This is a genomic window from Flavobacterium sp. (assembly GCF_027484705.1).
Taxonomy (GTDB): Bacteria; Bacteroidota; Bacteroidia; order Flavobacteriales; family Flavobacteriaceae; genus Flavobacterium.
Map to the genome: position 1 here is coordinate 71,234 of NZ_JAIXSL010000015.1, position 15,904 is coordinate 87,137.

15 protein-coding genes are annotated in these 15,904 nt (G+C 41.8%); all 15 read left to right on the forward strand.

The window, feature by feature from the left end; all coding sequences use genetic code 11:
* Position 1: 1 nt before the first annotated feature.
* The 15 genes from Q0058_RS08165 to gmd are packed head-to-tail and all read left to right on the forward strand — an operon-like array spanning position 2 to position 15,885.
* Positions 2-1,123, forward strand: a complete 1,122-nt coding sequence (locus Q0058_RS08165; protein WP_298222741.1) for a hypothetical protein — start codon at positions 2-4, stop codon at positions 1,121-1,123.
* A 25-nt stretch (positions 1,124-1,148) separates the two neighbouring features.
* Positions 1,149-2,870 (forward strand): HAD family hydrolase, encoded by a 1,722-nt coding sequence (locus Q0058_RS08170; RefSeq protein ID WP_298222743.1) that lies wholly within the window; start codon positions 1,149-1,151, stop codon positions 2,868-2,870.
* A 4-nt stretch (positions 2,871-2,874) separates the two neighbouring features.
* Complete coding sequence (locus Q0058_RS08175; protein WP_298222745.1) at positions 2,875-3,117, forward strand: acyl carrier protein; 243 nt, start codon at positions 2,875-2,877, stop codon at positions 3,115-3,117.
* Positions 3,117-3,512: a MaoC/PaaZ C-terminal domain-containing protein gene (locus Q0058_RS08180; RefSeq protein WP_298222747.1), complete on the forward strand. Its 396-nt coding sequence runs from the start codon at positions 3,117-3,119 to the stop codon at positions 3,510-3,512. The genes Q0058_RS08175 and Q0058_RS08180 overlap by 1 nt, the downstream gene beginning before the upstream one ends.
* Positions 3,509-4,231 (forward strand): SDR family oxidoreductase, encoded by a 723-nt coding sequence (locus Q0058_RS08185; protein WP_298222749.1) that lies wholly within the window; start codon positions 3,509-3,511, stop codon positions 4,229-4,231. Before Q0058_RS08180 ends, Q0058_RS08185 begins: the two co-directional genes overlap by 4 nt.
* 3 nt (positions 4,232-4,234) lie before the next feature.
* Positions 4,235-5,683 carry an MBOAT family O-acyltransferase gene (locus Q0058_RS08190; RefSeq protein WP_298222751.1) on the forward strand — a complete coding sequence of 483 codons (1,449 nt, stop codon included), beginning with the start codon at positions 4,235-4,237 and terminating at the stop codon, positions 5,681-5,683.
* A 4-nt stretch (positions 5,684-5,687) separates the two neighbouring features.
* On the forward strand, positions 5,688-6,569 hold the full coding sequence (locus Q0058_RS08195) for a hypothetical protein (RefSeq protein WP_298222753.1): 882 nt from the start codon (positions 5,688-5,690) through the stop codon (positions 6,567-6,569).
* Positions 6,562-7,692, forward strand: a complete 1,131-nt coding sequence (locus Q0058_RS08200) for a CapA family protein (RefSeq protein WP_298222755.1) — start codon at positions 6,562-6,564, stop codon at positions 7,690-7,692. Before Q0058_RS08195 ends, Q0058_RS08200 begins: the two co-directional genes overlap by 8 nt.
* Positions 7,692-9,584, forward strand: coding sequence for an asparagine synthase (glutamine-hydrolyzing) (asnB, locus tag Q0058_RS08205; protein ID WP_298222757.1), 1,893 nt, complete (start codon positions 7,692-7,694; stop codon positions 9,582-9,584). The genes Q0058_RS08200 and asnB overlap by 1 nt, the downstream gene beginning before the upstream one ends.
* Position 9,585: 1 nt before the next feature.
* Positions 9,586-10,608 (forward strand): hypothetical protein, encoded by a 1,023-nt coding sequence (locus tag Q0058_RS08210; protein ID WP_298222759.1) that lies wholly within the window; start codon positions 9,586-9,588, stop codon positions 10,606-10,608.
* Entirely contained in the window at positions 10,605-11,498 is an 894-nt protein-coding gene (locus Q0058_RS08215) for an NAD(P)-dependent oxidoreductase (RefSeq protein WP_298222761.1), read from the forward strand. Before Q0058_RS08210 ends, Q0058_RS08215 begins: the two co-directional genes overlap by 4 nt.
* Positions 11,499-11,507: 9 nt before the next feature.
* The gene (locus Q0058_RS08220; RefSeq protein WP_298222763.1) at positions 11,508-12,605 is read left to right on the forward strand and encodes a glycosyltransferase; all 1,098 of its coding nucleotides are present in this window, start codon (positions 11,508-11,510) and stop codon (positions 12,603-12,605) included.
* Between the two features lie 2 nt (positions 12,606-12,607).
* The gene (locus Q0058_RS08225) at positions 12,608-13,744 is read left to right on the forward strand and encodes a glycosyltransferase family 1 protein (RefSeq protein ID WP_298222765.1); all 1,137 of its coding nucleotides are present in this window, start codon (positions 12,608-12,610) and stop codon (positions 13,742-13,744) included.
* Positions 13,745-13,752: 8 nt separating this feature from the next.
* Entirely contained in the window at positions 13,753-14,703 is a 951-nt protein-coding gene (locus tag Q0058_RS08230; protein ID WP_298222767.1) for a GDP-L-fucose synthase, read from the forward strand.
* Between the two features lie 27 nt (positions 14,704-14,730).
* A complete protein-coding gene (gmd, locus tag Q0058_RS08235; protein WP_298222769.1) occupies positions 14,731-15,885 on the forward strand; it encodes a GDP-mannose 4,6-dehydratase in 1,155 nt (384 codons plus the stop codon).
* The last annotated feature ends 19 nt before the right edge of the window (positions 15,886-15,904 follow it).

Sequence of the window (15,904 nt, forward strand, 5' to 3'; positions counted from 1 at the left end):
TTTGAAAAATAAAAGTCAAATCATACAAGGGTTAAAATCCTATCTCGCAGCCTCGAAAACGAATGCAAAAGGAGCATCGATTCGTGAAAAAATAGTCATCATAGAATCGGATGATTGGGGCGCGATCCGAACACCTTCATTAGAAGCCGTAAAAGCGTTTCAAAAGAAAGGCCTCGAAATCGCCGATAGCATTTATAAAGTTGATGCGCTTGAGTCTCAGGATGATTTGGAACTGCTTTTTGAAGTCTTATCCAAACACAAAGGAAGCGACGGATTGCCTGCCAAACTTACCGCGAACGCGATTATGGGAAATCCTGATTTCGATAAAATCCGCGCTTCTAATTTTACCGAGTTTCATTACGAGAAATTCACAGATACGTTTCAAAAATATCCAAATCACGCCAACAACCTGAACTTGTGGTTTCAAGGAAAATCCAATGGTGTTTTTCAACAGCAATTTCATGGGCGTGAACACCTCAATTACAAACGATGGCTTAGCGTGTTGCAGCAGCAAAATGAAGCCGCTTTGTTTTGTTTTGACTGGAATGCGACCTATTCGGGTAAAGCCGATTACAGTTTCATGGAAGCTTACGATTGGGACACCAAAGCCGATATTCCGGAGCAAATCAAAGTCATTGAAGACGGATTGCAAATCTTCAAAGACACGTTTGGCGAAGTTTCTAAAAGCTTCATCGCGCCTTGCTACAATTGGGATCCGTTGATAGAACCTGCATTGAAAGCACAAGGCGTCACTTGGTTGCAAGGCATTCAGACGCAACTGATTCCGACCGGAACTTTTGATAATTATATTCCACTGAAACACACTTTCGCGCAAACGAATGCTTTGGGATTAAAATATAATGTCAGGAATTGTATTTTTGAACCTTCGATGAACCACAATCGCGATTGGGTCAACAGTTGTCTGGCACAGGTTTCAAGCGCATTCCATTGGAATAAACTTGCCGTGATTTGTTCGCACCGCATCAATTTCGTAGGTTACATCGATCCGAAAAATAGAGAAAAAGGTCTAAAAGATTTGGATGCGCTGTTGAAAGCCATCGTTCAAAAATGGCCTGATGTGCGGTTTATTTCTACCGATCAGTTGGATACGGTTTTAAATTAATTAGTCGATGAAAATTAAAATATAAATGAAAGTTTTTTCACAAATCAGAAAGAATCTGAAAAACGATTTCTCGAACCTCAAAACCGTAAAAGTTGCGCTTCTGGGTGATTCGGCGACGCAGTTTTTAAACCAAGCCATTCGCGGTTTGGGTTACGATCGCGGTTTTGACCTGCAAATTTGGGAAGCCGATTTCAACCAGATCGAACTGCAGATTACCGATCCGAATTCAGAATTATACGAATTCGAGCCTGAGATTATCATCATTTTCCAATCTTCGCACAAACTTTTAGGCAAATACAACAAGCTCAAAGTCGATCAGCACAGCCAGCTATGCGCAAATGAAATGCACTTTCTGAGCCATATGGTCGATACGATTTCAGGACAGTCGAAAGCTAAAATCATTTATTACAATTACACCGAAATTGACGATACGGTTTTTGGGAATTATTCCGGAAAAATCGAAATGTCGTTTTTATACCAGTTGCGAAAACTCAATGTAGAATTGATGAATTTCGCTTCGGCAACCGCTAATTTTTACCTCTGCGATTTATCGACGATTCAGAATTTATTGGGCAAACCGAACTTTTTTCAGACTTCAGTTTACATCAATACAGAGATGGTATTGAGCATTGATGCTTTGCCTTACGTGGCTTCCAGAACGCTTGACGTGATTGGCGCGCTGCAGGGAAAATTCAAGAAATGCGTCATTCTCGATCTCGACAATACGACTTGGGGCGGCATCATTGGCGATGACGGCATCGAAAATATTCAGGTCGGAACGCTAGGCATTGGTAAAGCATTTTCCGAATTCCAGTATTGGATCAAGAAATTGAAAAACCGCGGCATTATCGTGGCAGTTTGCAGTAAGAATACAGAATCAGTAGCGAAAGAACCGTTTGAAAAGCATCCCGATATGGTTTTGAGATTGGATGATATTTCAGTATTCATTGCGAATTGGGAAAATAAAGCAGACAACATTCGTCAAATCCAGAGCATTTTGAATATCGGTTTTGATTCGATGGTTTTTCTCGATGATAATCCGTTTGAGAGAAACATTGTGCGCGAAAATATTCCCGAAATCACGGTGCCGGAATTGCCCGAAGATCCTTCAGAATACTTGGAATATCTATATACTTTGAATTTGTTTGAAACGATTTCATACTCCAACGAAGACACCGAACGCACCAAACTGTATCAGATTGAAGCGCAACGGGCGAGTGTTCAGCAGAAGTTCACGAATGAAGAAGATTTCTTAAAAAGTCTCGACATGGTTTCCGTGGTGGAATCGTTCAATAAATTCAACAAACCCAGAGTAGCGCAGCTTTCCCAGCGTTCAAATCAATTCAATTTGAGAACCGTTCGCTACACCGACGACGACATCGACACGTTGATGGCTGATCCGGACACTTATACTTTTTCATTTACGCTTGAAGACAAATACGGCGACAATGGTTTAATTTGCGTCATCATTTTAAAAACGGAAAGCGCAGAAACACTGTTCATCGACACTTGGTTTATGAGCTGTCGCGTGCTCAAAAGAGGCATGGAAAATTTCGTTTTGAATACGATTGCAAATTTTGCTAAAGAAAATGGGTTTGCCTTCCTCAAAGGCGAATACATTCCCACGGCCAAGAACGACATGGTCAAAGGGCATTATGAAGGTTTAGGTTTCCATGAAGTCGATGGCTATTGGGAACTTGACGTCAACAATTACGAACAAAAAATCACACATATCACTAAAAAATAACATTATGAACCGCAGCGAAATCATTAGCCAAATCACGGATATTTTTATCGACATCCTCGACAACGAAGACATCGAACTCAACGAATCGACCACAGCCGCAGACGTTGAAGATTGGGATTCTTTGAACCACATTCAACTTGTGGTGGCGATTGAGAAACATTTTAAAATCCGTTTCACGTCCAAAGAAATCCAAAGCTGGAAAAACGTCGGCGAAATGATGGACACCATTCAGGAAAAAACCGCGTAATGTTTAAAGCAGGCGACACGTTTTCAGAACGGTTTGTGGTTTCCGCGCAGGTTCATGAGCAGTTCATCGCATTGTTTCAAGATAAGAATCCTTTGCATACCGATGAAGCTTTCGCCATTGCCAAAGGCTTTCAGGGCCGCGTGATGCATGGCAACATTCTCAACGGATTTTTGTCGTATTTCATTGGCGAATGTTTGCCGACCAAAGACGTGATCATCCATTCGCAGGAAATCCAGTTTAAAAATGCGGTTTATGTTGAGGATGCGCTAGATTTCACGGCAACTGTCGAAGGTTTTTATGAATCGGTCAACGCCGTCGAATTCAAATTCAGCTTTAAAAACGAGGCTTCCAAAATAGTAGCCAAAGGTAAAATCCAAATCGGTTTGTTCACATGAATATACTAATTACAGGCGGCGCGTCAGGTTTGGGCGAGGCCATTACGAGAAATTTTGCGAAAGATTCCAGCAACAAAGTTTATTTCACTTTTAATGCTTCGGATGAAAAAGCCAAAGCGATTGAAAACGATTTTCCGAATGCGGCAGGTTTAAGATGCAATTTCAAAAATGCCGAAGACGTAGTGTCGTTGCAAAGTAAATTGAGCGAACTTAACTTAGACGTTCTCATCAATAACGCGTATTCAGGCGAACCGATCAAAACGTATTTCCACAAAATCGACGCGGATGTTTTTGCGACCGAGTTTCAGGACAATCTAATTCCGACGATAAAAATCACACAAGCGGCCATTGCCAGTTTCAGGAAGAAAAAAAGCGGCAAGATCATTACGGTTTTGACTTCTTTTCTGTTGAATACGCCGCCGACAGGTTCCGCAGTTTACCTTGCGAACAAAGCTTATTTGGCTTCATTGGTAAAAACCTGGGCGACTGAAAACGGCAAATACAACATCACTTCGAATTCCATTTCGCCTTCGTTCATGCTTTCTGGTTTGACCAAAGACGTAGATGAACGCGTGATCGAACAAATGGTCGAAAACCATCCGCTAAAAAAACTATTGACATTACAGGAAACAGCCGATACGGTTTTGTTTATGGCCAGCGCCACTTCGCACATGAACGGCCTTGACATCGTGCTCAACGCCGGAACTAATTTAAGATAACCGATGCTTTTTAACTCGTATACTTTTATCGTCTTTTTTGCTGTAGTCTTCGGATTGTATTGGTTTGTGTTGAACAAAAATGTCAAAACGCAGAACTTTGTCGTGCTTGCGGCGAGTTACTTTTTTTACGCTTGGGCCGATTGGCGGTTTTCGTTTTTGTTGCTCGGCATTTCTATATTGAACTATTTTCTGGGCATTTATATCGGCAAATCTGAAAACCCGACGACGCGCAAAATATTGCTTTACATCGGATTGATTCAAGGCATTGGCGGCCTGGCGTTTTTCAAATACTATAACTTTTTCGTCACCTCGATAGTGGAAGCTTTTAATTTGGTTTCGGTGACGCTTTCGCTAAAAACTTTAGAAATCATCATTCCGCTTGGGATCAGTTTCTTTACTTTCCGAACTGTGAGTTATTTGCTCGACGTTGAAAAAGGAAAGATCAAGCCGATTACCGATTGGATTGCATTCTTCACTTATGTTTCGTTTTTCCCTTCGTTATTGTCCGGACCGATTGATAAAGCGCGCACGTTTATTCCACAATTAGAAAAGCTTCGGGTTTTCGATTACAGTCAGGCCAGCGACGGAATGCGTCAGATTTTATGGGGATTTTTCAAGAAAATTGTTGTGGCGAACAACTGCGCCCCAATTACAAATGAGATTTTCTCGCATTATGAAACCTTGCCCGCGAGTTCATTGTTTTTGGGAGCGTTGCTTTACGCGTTCCAGATTTATGCTGATTTCTCAGGCTATTCCGATATGGCAATTGGTTTCTCCAAACTGCTCGGCTTCAACATCACCAAAAATTTCGATTATCCGTTTTTCGCACAAAGCATTCCCGAATACTGGCGAAAATGGCATATTTCACTAACGGCTTGGCTTACTGAATATGTGTTCACACCGCTAAGTATCGCGTTCAGAGATTACGATAAAATCGGTTTGATCCTTGCGATTGTCATCAATTTTGTGATTGTAGGCATTTGGCACGGCGCGAACTGGACTTATGTGTTTTTTGGGTTTTTTCATGGTTTGTATTTTATTCCGTCAATCCTCAACGGCACGATGAATAAAAGAGTCAAAACCGTCAAAGGGAAATTACTGCCCACTTTGAACGAAACCCTCAACATGGCGCGTACGTTTTTCATCATCATGCTGACGTTCGTATTGTTCAAAGCCGATTCGGTGACACAAGCTTTCGGATATTACCAACACATGGTTTCAAAATCGATTTTTTCAGTTCCGGTCGTTGATTTTACGGCCGTTGCGATTGTACTGCTTTTCTCGATGTTGATGTTCGCCACCGAATGGAGGCACCGCGATAAAGACCACGGCTTGGTTTTAAATCAAGTTGCTTCAACTTACAAACGCTGGAGTTTCTATAGTCTGTTGATTTTAAGCCTGTTGTTTTTCGGTGCTTTTGGTGAAAACCAATTCATTTATTTCCAATTCTAGACGCATGAAAAAGTTCCTTAAAAAATGTGCGCTCGCTGTTTTACTGTTGATTCTGATCAATGTCATCGCTTTTTTTGTGCTCGTGGCGGTCAATCCGATGCTCAATAAAGTGTATGAATGTTCGCATTTCAAAAATAAAAAATACGACTTGTTGGTTTTTGGAAACAGCATGACGGTGGATGGCATCGATTGCGAATATTTAGCGCAGCAAGGCATCGACAGTTACAATCTTGCGACCAACGGCAGCCATATGTGTTCGTCATTGCTGCAACTTAAGGCGTATTTGAAAAACAACCAAAAACCCAAAACAATCATCATCGGACTTCCTTCAGCCACTGGGCAATCTTTACTTAATAAAGTGCCTTATCCGAATCCGTTGATTGACTTTTTTTATGAGCCGAACCTTGAAAATTGTGTTTTGAATCCGCCGCCGGTGAATCTAAGATGGTTGTATGTCGAATCGCTGAAGATCATCGTTTCCAAAGCGCACCGCGAATCCAAAATCGTACGTGGCCAATGGAAATCGCCGAAAGTAATCGCTGATGATTCGACATTTAAAGACAAAAAAACCGAATTTCAATATGACAATGCCGACTTTCAGGAGTTCCTCAAAATCTGTAAAGACAACGGAATTCAGGTAATCCCGATTGAAATGCCGGGTTCGAATGCTAACCGGAATTCATTTCCATATACTTATCCAATCAATCTTGTCGATCATTCGCAATTGACTTTATACAACATCAACAATTACGAGGTTTCTAAAAACATCATTGATGCGAAAACGGATTGGCTTGCGCCGGATCATCTTAATAAATTCGGAGGTGCGAAACTCACAGCTTTCGTTTATGAAAATATTTTAAAGACTAAAAACCAATCGAATGATTAAAGTCGGTTTTACCGGAGATTTTTGTCCATGGCTTCGAGTGGAAGATGAATTCAAGCAAGGGAATAGTCAAGTGATGTTAGATTCGGTTCGTCCGTTTTTTCTTCAGAATGATCTGAATGTCCTCGATCTGGAATGTCCGCTGACGACGGTAAATACCAAAATCAATAAAACCGGGCCGCACATCAAAGCGAATCCTGAAACGGCTTCAATGCTCAATGATTTGAATTGCAAATTGGTCGCGACGGCCAACAACCATTTCAAGGATTACGGCTGGGAAGGCATGCAGGAAACTTACAAAACCTTAGAAAAACATAACATCAATTGGCTTGGAAGTGGCGCGAATCTCGAAGAAGCTTCGAAGGTTTTTTACTGGAAAAAAGACGATAAAACAATTGCTTTCATCAACGTGGCTGAAAACGAATGGACGACGACTTTCGGGGCAGCACCCGGTTGCAATCCGATTGATTTGGTCAGCGTGTTCAATAAAATCCAGGAAGCCAAAGGCAAAGCCGATTTTGTTGTAGTCATTGCGCACGGCGGTCACGAACATTACGAGTTGCCAAGTCCGAGAATGAAAAAATGGTATCGTTTCTTTGTTGATGCCGGAGCCAACGCGGTAGTTACACATCATACACACATCATTTCCGGTTACGAAACTTATAAAGACGCACCAATTTTTTACAGTTTGGGCAACTTTCTTTTCGATTGGGAAGGCCAAAGAAACAAACCGTGGAATAAAGGCATGATCGTCCGTCTGAATTTCGAAAAGTCAAAACCGGTGACGTTTGAAATGGAATTCACCTCGCACAACAATGAAGAAGTCGGTGTCTTTTTAATGCCCGAAATCGAAAAAGAAGTCATGCGAAATCATTTGTTGCAATTGAACGCCATCATCAGTGACGACGAAAAACTCGAAGCGGAATTTGCAAAATACATTGAAAGCTGGAAACCGATCATGAACACGTGGATTCAACCCTACAAAGGGAAATACTTGCCAAGCCTATACAAAAAAGGACTTTTGCCATCAATCATCAACGAAAACAAAAAGTTGCTGTTTACCAATCTAATCCGTTGCGAAGCGCACCGCGATATATTACTCCATTCGATAAACCCCAATAAATAATGTGCGGATTTACAGGCTATCATTATCTGGATTCCAGAACCGAAACCGGCAACCATCACATTTGTAAGATGCTGGCGGTTCAGAAACACCGCGGCCCGGACGATTCGGGTGTGGTCGGAATCAATACTAAAAACAAAACTTTCGAAACCATCAATTTCGATGCGGATGCCCAATTTCAAAATGAGAACAATCTCATTCTCGGTTTCAACCGGCTGAGCATTCTCGATTTGTCGCCGATGGGCCATCAACCTATGATCAGTCCGGACGAGAAAGTCATTTTGATTATGAACGGCGAAATCTACAACGCCTTCGATTTCAAAGCCGAACTCGAACAAAAAGGGCACACGTTCAAAAGCACTTCCGACACCGAAATCGTTTTGCATCTGTATCTCGAATATGGCATGGAAAAAATGATCCGCATGCTCAACGGGATGTTTGCGCTCGCGATTTACGATTTGAATTTGGATACTTTGTTTCTGGCGCGCGACCGTTTCGGAATCAAGCCTTTATATATTTTGAAAGAACAAGGAAGAATTGCCTTTGCTTCTGAAATGAAGAGTTTCAAAGCGTTGCCCGATTTCAAATTTGAAGCGGATTTTACCAACCTCGATGAATTCCTTTTGTTCAGAAATGTCGTCAACAATACGCTTTTCAAAAACATCAGTAATTGCATTCCAGGAACTTATCTGACGGTAAAAAACGGATCCATTGACACACACGTTTTCTACGACATCAATCACGAAGGCCAGCAAACCATCGCCAAAAAAGAAGCCAAAGGCATCTTAGAAAATGCCTTGAAAAAAAGTGTCGCGTCGCAAATGATCAGCGATGTGAAACTCGGTTGCCAGCTTTCGGGCGGCGTCGATTCTTCGCTCGTGAGTTATTACGCGGCAAAAGCTTTGGATCATGGAAATTTGGAAACGATTTCGATTACGTTTAAAGATCCGAGGTTTTCCGAAGAAAAATACATTGATATTGTGGCGAAAGAACTTTCGTTGCAATCGCACAAATACCAAATGGAAGCCGATTATTATTTTGAAGTTTTAGAAAAAGCGATCTGGCATTTCGAACAACCCCTCAATCACCCAAATACAATCGGGATTTATTTATTGAGCCAGCAAGCCAAAAAGCACGTGACGGTTTTGCTCAGTGGGGAAGGTGCCGACGAATCGCTCGCAGGTTATAGCCGTTTTATCCGAGCGAAACAAAATCCATATTTCAGAAAAACGTTTTGGAGTGCACTCAGGAAAAACCTTAAAAATGCGGGAGAATTTCTAAGCTATTATTCGAATGCCAACGAGCGCATGATTATGGAAACTGCGTTTGGAAGCATTGCCACCGCTAAAGCTTTGAAACCTGATTTCAAATTGAATAATGCTTTGAAAGACCGCGTGAATACCTTTCAAAACCTAAAGGGCGATACAAATCTCAAACAAAGAAAATACGAATTGTTGACGTATTTGCCTGATTTATTGATGCGTCAGGATAAAATGTCGATGGCACATTCTATAGAAAACCGCGTGCCTTTTCTCGATAATGAAATGGTCACGACTTCGCTCAATATTCCTGATGAATTGTTAGTAGCGAAACATATAGATACAGACGAAGCCAAAGTTTTATTGAAAGACATCTGCGCTGAAAAATTCGGAGAATCGTTCGCATACCGCGAAAAAATGGGCTTTGGCATTCCGTTGCGCGCTTTCATGGCTTCAGAAATCTTCCAGCAAAAATGGAACAACCAAATACAACCCGGCATTCAGAAAAGAGCTGTTTTTGAAGTGGATGCACTTTCAAATTGGGTCAAAAACATTTCCACAGCTACCGCAGACCAACTTGACGCCATTTGGCTCATGGTCGGTTTCGAATTGTGGGCACAACAATATTTAGACTAACATGATAGCGATTCACAACAATCCGAGCGAAGTCCTTTTTCATTACCGATGGATTGACTATTGCGAAAAAAATAACATTCCGTATCGGTTGGTCAATTGCTATGATGATGACATTGTCGAGCAGTTAAGCGGTTGTTCGGGTTTGATGTGGCATTATCATCAAGCGGGTTTCAAAGATATCGTGATGGCGAAACCTTTATTATTCGCTTTGGAGCAAAGTGGTTTGAAGGTTTTTCCTGATTTTAATACAGCCTGGCATTTTGATGATAAAGTAGGGCAAAAATATTTGTTTGAAGCGCTCAAAATCGATTTGGCGACGACTTGGGTTTTTTACGATAAAGAAGAAGCTATAAAATGGGCCGATCGCTCTGATTATCCCAAAGTATTCAAATTAAGAGGCGGCGCCGGTTCGCAAAATGTAAAACTCGTCAGGTCAGTTTCTGCAGCACATTCCTTAATCAATCAGGCTTTTGGCAAAGGTTTTCCGGCTTATGATGCGTGGGGAAGCGTCAAGGAAAGAATCCGCAAATGGCGTTTGGGCAAAACGAATGCTTTTGATGTTCTTAAAGGATTCGTGCGCTTGATCAATACGCCGCGTTATGCGAAAGTGATGGGCAACGAAATCGATTACATCTACTTTCAGGAATTCATCCCAAACAATGACTGCGACATCAGAATCATCGTGATTGACGGTAAAGCATTTGCGCTCAAAAGAATGGTTCGCGAGAATGATTTCAGGGCTTCGGGCAGCGGTGATTTCCGTTATGAAAGAGAAGCTTTCGACCCAAGATGCGTGTCGCTTTCTTTTGAATATACACACAAACTCAAAGCGCAATGCGTCGCATATGATTATGTTTTTGACCAAGACAATACACCGCGGCTCGTAGAAATCAGTTACGGTTTTGCCAATAAAGTATACGATCCGTGCACGGGTTATTGGGACGAACAAATGAATTGGCACGAAGGGCCTTTCAATCCTTACGGCTGGATGGTTGAACTCATGCTAAAAGAAACCTCGATATGAAAATTTTAATTATAGGTTCCAAAGGATTTATCGGGCAACACGCTTTCGATTATTTCAAGTCGTTGGATTATCAAGTGCTGGGCTGTGATGTCGTGACGGATTATGTGAGTGAAGATTACATTCAAATTGATGCTACGAATTCCGATTATCATGTCATTTTCGAGAAATATGATATCGATGTTTGTCTGAATTGTTCGGGCGCCGCGAGTGTTCCGTTGTCGCTGCAACATCCGTTTAAGGATTTTAGCCTTAATACTTTGAATGTATTCAAAATCCTTGAAGCGATTCGTGCATACCAACCGCAATGTAAGTTCATCAACTTGTCGAGCGCGGCCGTTTATGGAAATCCTGAAACATTGCCGATTAAAGAAACTGCAAACTTACATCCATTGTCGCCTTACGGAATCCACAAAATGCAGGCGGAACAGATTTGCAAAGAATTTCATGATTATTATCACGTCAAGACTTGTTCGTTACGAATTTTTTCGGCTTATGGCGAAGGTTTGAAAAAGCAATTGTTCTGGGATTTGTACCAAAAGTTTTTGAACAACGACCAGATCGAATTGTTCGGCACCGGAAACGAATCAAGGGATTTTATCCATGTAGATGATATCGTTCGCGCGATTCATTTGGTCATCCAAAATGCGAAATTTGGCGGTGAGGAAATCAATATTGCGAACGGAGAAGAATTTACAATACAATATGTGGCGGAATTGTTCCATACCAATTTTCACAACAGCAAAACGATTCGTTTCAACAATCAGGTAAAACAAGGCGATCCGCTGAACTGGCGCGCTGACATTTCGGTTTTGAAAGGCTTGGGCTATGAGCAAAAAATCTCCATAGAAAAAGGCATCCAGCGTTATATTGATTGGATTAACGCATTGTAAAAAACTACGATGAACCAAAACCAACCCTTAAAAGATTTGTGTTTCGTGATCCATTCGCTGCAAGCGGGCGGCATGGAACGTGTGATGTCGGAATTGCTCAATTTTTTTGCGGCCAAAAACGAATACCGCGTGCATCTGGTGCTTTACGGCATCAAGCGCGATGTGTTTTATCCAATTGCGGAAAACATTATAATTTATCGTCCTGATTTTACTTTTGATAATTCCAAGCGATTGCAATCCACCATCAAAACACATTTTTTTCTTAGGAAAACCATCAAAAAAATCAATCCGATTTCAGTGTTGTCATTCGGCGAACGCTGGAACAGTATGGTTTTACTCGCTTTATACGGTACCAAAATTCCGGTTTATGTTTCGGATCGTGCGCAACCTGATAAAAGTTTGGGCAAACTGCACGACACCTTGCGTATATTTTTATATCCGAAAGCCAAAGGCATTATCGCCCAGACGCAAAAGGCCGAAGATATTTTCAAACGCATGTATGGGCATAAGAATTTCAAAGTCATTGGCAATCCGATAAGGCAAATTCAAGGCACCGACGAACCGCGTGAAAATATCATCTTGATGGTCGGACGATACATCAAGTCAAAACAGCAAAATGTGTTGATTGAGATTTTTTCCAAACTCAACGCGCCCGATTGGAAACTGGTTCTTGTAGGCTACGACCATCTCAAGCAAAAAAACCAACACCAATGGGAAGCTTTGGCCAAAGAATTAAAAGTGAATGATCGCGTAATTTTTGCAGGCAAGCAGGAAAACGTAGAGCATTATTATAATACGAGTAAGATTTTCGCGTTCACGTCGGCTTCCGAAGGGTTTCCGAATGTGATTGGCGAGGCGATGTCGGCTGAACTTCCTGTCGTGGCATTCGATTGTATTGCAGGCCCAAGCGATCTGATTATCGATACGATGAGTGGTTTTTTAATTCCGCTCAACAATCAGGAATTGTTTGCAGAAAAACTGCAGTTTCTGATTGATCATCCGAGCGAAATCGAATCGATGGGTAAAAAATCAAAAGAGTACATCGCACAATTTGAATTGAACTATATTTGCACCGAATTTGAACAATTTATAGTTTCAAATATTTAGCAATGGCATCGAACCGGTTTAGATTAGGCATCATTTTTAATTTCAATCCCAAATGGACGGGTGGTTTGATTTATATTCTGAATGTCGTCAAAATCCTGAATTTTTTAGAAGATAAGGATAAACCTACGGTCGTGGTGCTTTTCAATCCGGTGTTGCAAAAATATGCGGACGAAATCGAATACCCTTACCTCGAAATGGTGCCGCATCATTTTCCATCGGTTTACAAGGGATATTTGCTTTCCATTCTTAAAAATAGAAACCTGTTTGTGGATGATTTGGTCGTGTCGCATAAGCTCGACGCTGTTTTCCCGATGCATGATTATCCTGTAAAAAGCGAATCAAAGGCTAGATTGGTATCATGGTATGCCGATTTACAACACCAATATTATCCACAGTTTTTTTCGAAATTTAAAATCTTCGAACGCAATGCGCGCATCAAGATGATTTTGAGGAATTCGAAAGATTTGGTCGTGTCGAGCCAAGCCGTCAAAGACGATTTCCTGAAGTTTTACAAAGTGCCGAAAAGCCTCAAGATTCAGATTTACCATTTTGTCTCAATCATAGATAATTTGCCCGATTTGAGTGCCGATGAAATCAAAGCGAAGTACCATCTTCCGGACGAATATTTCATGATCAGCAACCAATTTCACAAACATAAAAACCATAAGGTGGCTTTTGAAGCGGTTGCGGAACTCAAGAATAAAGGCGTTGAAGTCAATATCGCCGTAACCGGACGTTTTCCTGACGAGCCTGAATCGGAATATCTCAAAGAATTGCACGATATAGTCAACGCGAATGATTTAAGAACTTCCATTTCGTTTTTAGGTTTGATTCCAAGAGGCGATCAATTGTTGCTGATGAAATACGCGAAAGCCATTATTCAGCCAAGTTTATTCGAAGGCTGGAGCACGGTGATTGAAGACGCAAAATCGCTTCAGGTTCCTGTCATCGCAGCGAATCTTAATGTGAATATAGAGCAACTCGAATCGACGGGAACTTATTTTGAATCCCACAATGCCGCTCAGTTAGCAGGCATTTTAGAACAATTCCCTAACAGAGATTATTCAAAAATGCTATACGAACCTTACGATCTAAGAATGAAAAAAGCAGCTTACGAATTCCTGTCTGTTTTTAAATAAATAATACCATGAAAAAAACATCCAAAATATACATCGCAGGGCATAAAGGCATGGTCGGCGGCGCTATATGGAAAGCCTTGAAAAACCAAGGTTACGAAAACCTTGTGGGCAAAACCAGCAAAGAACTCGATCTTAAAGACCAGCAAGCGGTGCGCGACTTCTTCAACACTGAAAAGCCTGAAGTAGTCATTGATGCGGCCGCGCGAGTAGGAGGCATCATGGCCAACAGCACTTATCCATTCACTTTTCTAATGGAAAACATGCAAATTCAGAACAATCTTATTGATTCGGCGTTGCATCAGGATGTAGAGAAGTTTATTTTTCTCGGAAGTTCTTGCATCTATCCAAAACTGGCGCCACAGCCGTTGCATGAAGATTGCTTGTTGACTTCCGCTTTAGAGCCTACAAACGAATGGTACGCGATTGCTAAAATCTCAGGAGTCAAAGCCTGTGAGGCGATCCGAAAGCAATACGGAAAAGACTTCGTGAGCCTGATGCCAACGAATCTTTACGGTCCGAACGACAACTTCGATCTACAGACTTCGCATGTGCTTCCGGCGATGATGCGTAAATTCCACGAAGCCAAACTTAATGGCCATGAATCTGTAACCCTTTGGGGTTCCGGAACGCCTATGCGCGAATTCCTGCACGTGGATGATTTAGCGGAAGCGGTCGTTTTTGCAGTAGAAAACACTTTTGAAGAAAACTTATACAACGTCGGAACCGGCGTCGATCTTACGATCAAAGCGCTGGCAGAACTCATACAGAAAACCGTTGGTCACGAAGGCGAAATCATCTGGGACAGTTCCAAGCCCGACGGAACGCCAAGAAAATTGATGGATGTAAGTAAAATGGCCAAACAAGGCTGGAAATCCAAAATCGCTTTGGAAGACGGCATCCGCACCACTTACGATTGGTTTTTAGAACACGCCCACTCGTATAAAGAAGTAAAAATTTAATGAAGATTTAATAGTAAAAATAACAATATGAAAGTAGCATTAATCACAGGAATCACAGGTCAGGACGGCGCTTATTTGGCGGAGTTACTGCTTGAAAAAGGATATATGGTTCACGGTGTTAAAAGAAGATCATCGATGTTTAATACCACACGAATAGACCATCTTTATCAAGATCCACACGCTAAAGAAATACGTTTGAAATTGCATTATGGCGACATGACGGATTCGATGAATATCACGCGCATCATTCAAGAAGTACAGCCTGATGAAATCTACAACCTGGCCGCGATGTCGCACGTCAAAGTGAGTTTCGATACTCCGGAATATACCGCAAACGCTGACGGAATCGGAACCTTACGTTTATTGGAAGCGGTTCGTTTGTTAGGTTTGCAAAACAAAACCAAAATTTATCAAGCCTCGACTTCTGAACTTTACGGTTTGGTGCAGGCCGTTCCACAATCGGAATCTACACCGTTTTATCCGCGCTCGCCTTATGCTGTGGCTAAAATTTATGCCTACTGGATTACCGTCAATTACCGTGAGGCCTACAATATGTTCGCCTGCAACGGAATTTTGTTCAACCACGAATCACCTTTGCGTGGCGAAACTTTCGTCACCAGAAAAATCACGCGTGCTGTCGCTAAAATTGCGATGGGGCTTCAAAGCGACCTATACATGGGGAACCTTGATGCGCAAAGAGATTGGGGCCACGCCAAAGATTACGTAGAAGCGATGTGGAGAATCCTCCAACAAGACGTAGCCGAAGATTACGTGATCGCCACAGGAATCACCACACGTGTGCGCGATTTCATCAAAATGGCTTTTGGCGAAGTCGGTTTCAACGTGCGTTTTGACGGTGAAGGCGTTGACGAAGTTGGTGTTTTGGAATCGATTGATAAAGCGAAATACCAAGCGGCTTTAGGCAAAGATTTCACCACAGAAGAGTTCGCTATTCCTGCCATAGGTTCTGTTTTGGTCAAAGTTGATCCGGCTTATTTCAGGCCAACCGAAGTTGATTTGCTCATCGGAGATCCAACAAAATCAAAAACAAAATTAGGCTGGACGCCGAAATACGACTTGAAAATGCTTGTTGAAGAAATGGTCGCTTCAGACGTTGCTTTGTTCCAAAAAGACATTCATTTGGTCAAAGGCGGTCACAAAATTTTAAGACAAGCGGAATAATATTTTTTAGGAGCCGGGA

What these genes read in the sequence shown, in the direction of transcription:
- Q0058_RS08170 (WP_298222743.1), top strand. Translation starts at nt 1,149, where the DNA reads ATGAAAGTTTTTTCACAAATCAGAAAGAATCTGAAAAACGATTTCTCG.
- Q0058_RS08175 (WP_298222745.1), top strand. Translation starts at nt 2,875, where the DNA reads ATGAACCGCAGCGAAATCATTAGCCAAATCACGGATATTTTTATCGAC.
- Q0058_RS08180 (WP_298222747.1), top strand. Translation starts at nt 3,117, where the DNA reads ATGTTTAAAGCAGGCGACACGTTTTCAGAACGGTTTGTGGTTTCCGCG.
- Q0058_RS08185 (WP_298222749.1), top strand. Translation starts at nt 3,509, where the DNA reads ATGAATATACTAATTACAGGCGGCGCGTCAGGTTTGGGCGAGGCCATT.
- Q0058_RS08190 (WP_298222751.1), top strand. Translation starts at nt 4,235, where the DNA reads ATGCTTTTTAACTCGTATACTTTTATCGTCTTTTTTGCTGTAGTCTTC.
- Q0058_RS08195 (WP_298222753.1), top strand. Translation starts at nt 5,688, where the DNA reads ATGAAAAAGTTCCTTAAAAAATGTGCGCTCGCTGTTTTACTGTTGATT.
- Q0058_RS08200 (WP_298222755.1), top strand. Translation starts at nt 6,562, where the DNA reads ATGATTAAAGTCGGTTTTACCGGAGATTTTTGTCCATGGCTTCGAGTG.
- asnB (WP_298222757.1), top strand. Translation starts at nt 7,692, where the DNA reads ATGTGCGGATTTACAGGCTATCATTATCTGGATTCCAGAACCGAAACC.
- Q0058_RS08210 (WP_298222759.1), top strand. Translation starts at nt 9,586, where the DNA reads ATGATAGCGATTCACAACAATCCGAGCGAAGTCCTTTTTCATTACCGA.
- Q0058_RS08215 (WP_298222761.1), top strand. Translation starts at nt 10,605, where the DNA reads ATGAAAATTTTAATTATAGGTTCCAAAGGATTTATCGGGCAACACGCT.
- Q0058_RS08220 (WP_298222763.1), top strand. Translation starts at nt 11,508, where the DNA reads ATGAACCAAAACCAACCCTTAAAAGATTTGTGTTTCGTGATCCATTCG.
- Q0058_RS08225 (WP_298222765.1), top strand. Translation starts at nt 12,608, where the DNA reads ATGGCATCGAACCGGTTTAGATTAGGCATCATTTTTAATTTCAATCCC.
- Q0058_RS08230 (WP_298222767.1), top strand. Translation starts at nt 13,753, where the DNA reads ATGAAAAAAACATCCAAAATATACATCGCAGGGCATAAAGGCATGGTC.
- gmd (WP_298222769.1), top strand. Translation starts at nt 14,731, where the DNA reads ATGAAAGTAGCATTAATCACAGGAATCACAGGTCAGGACGGCGCTTAT.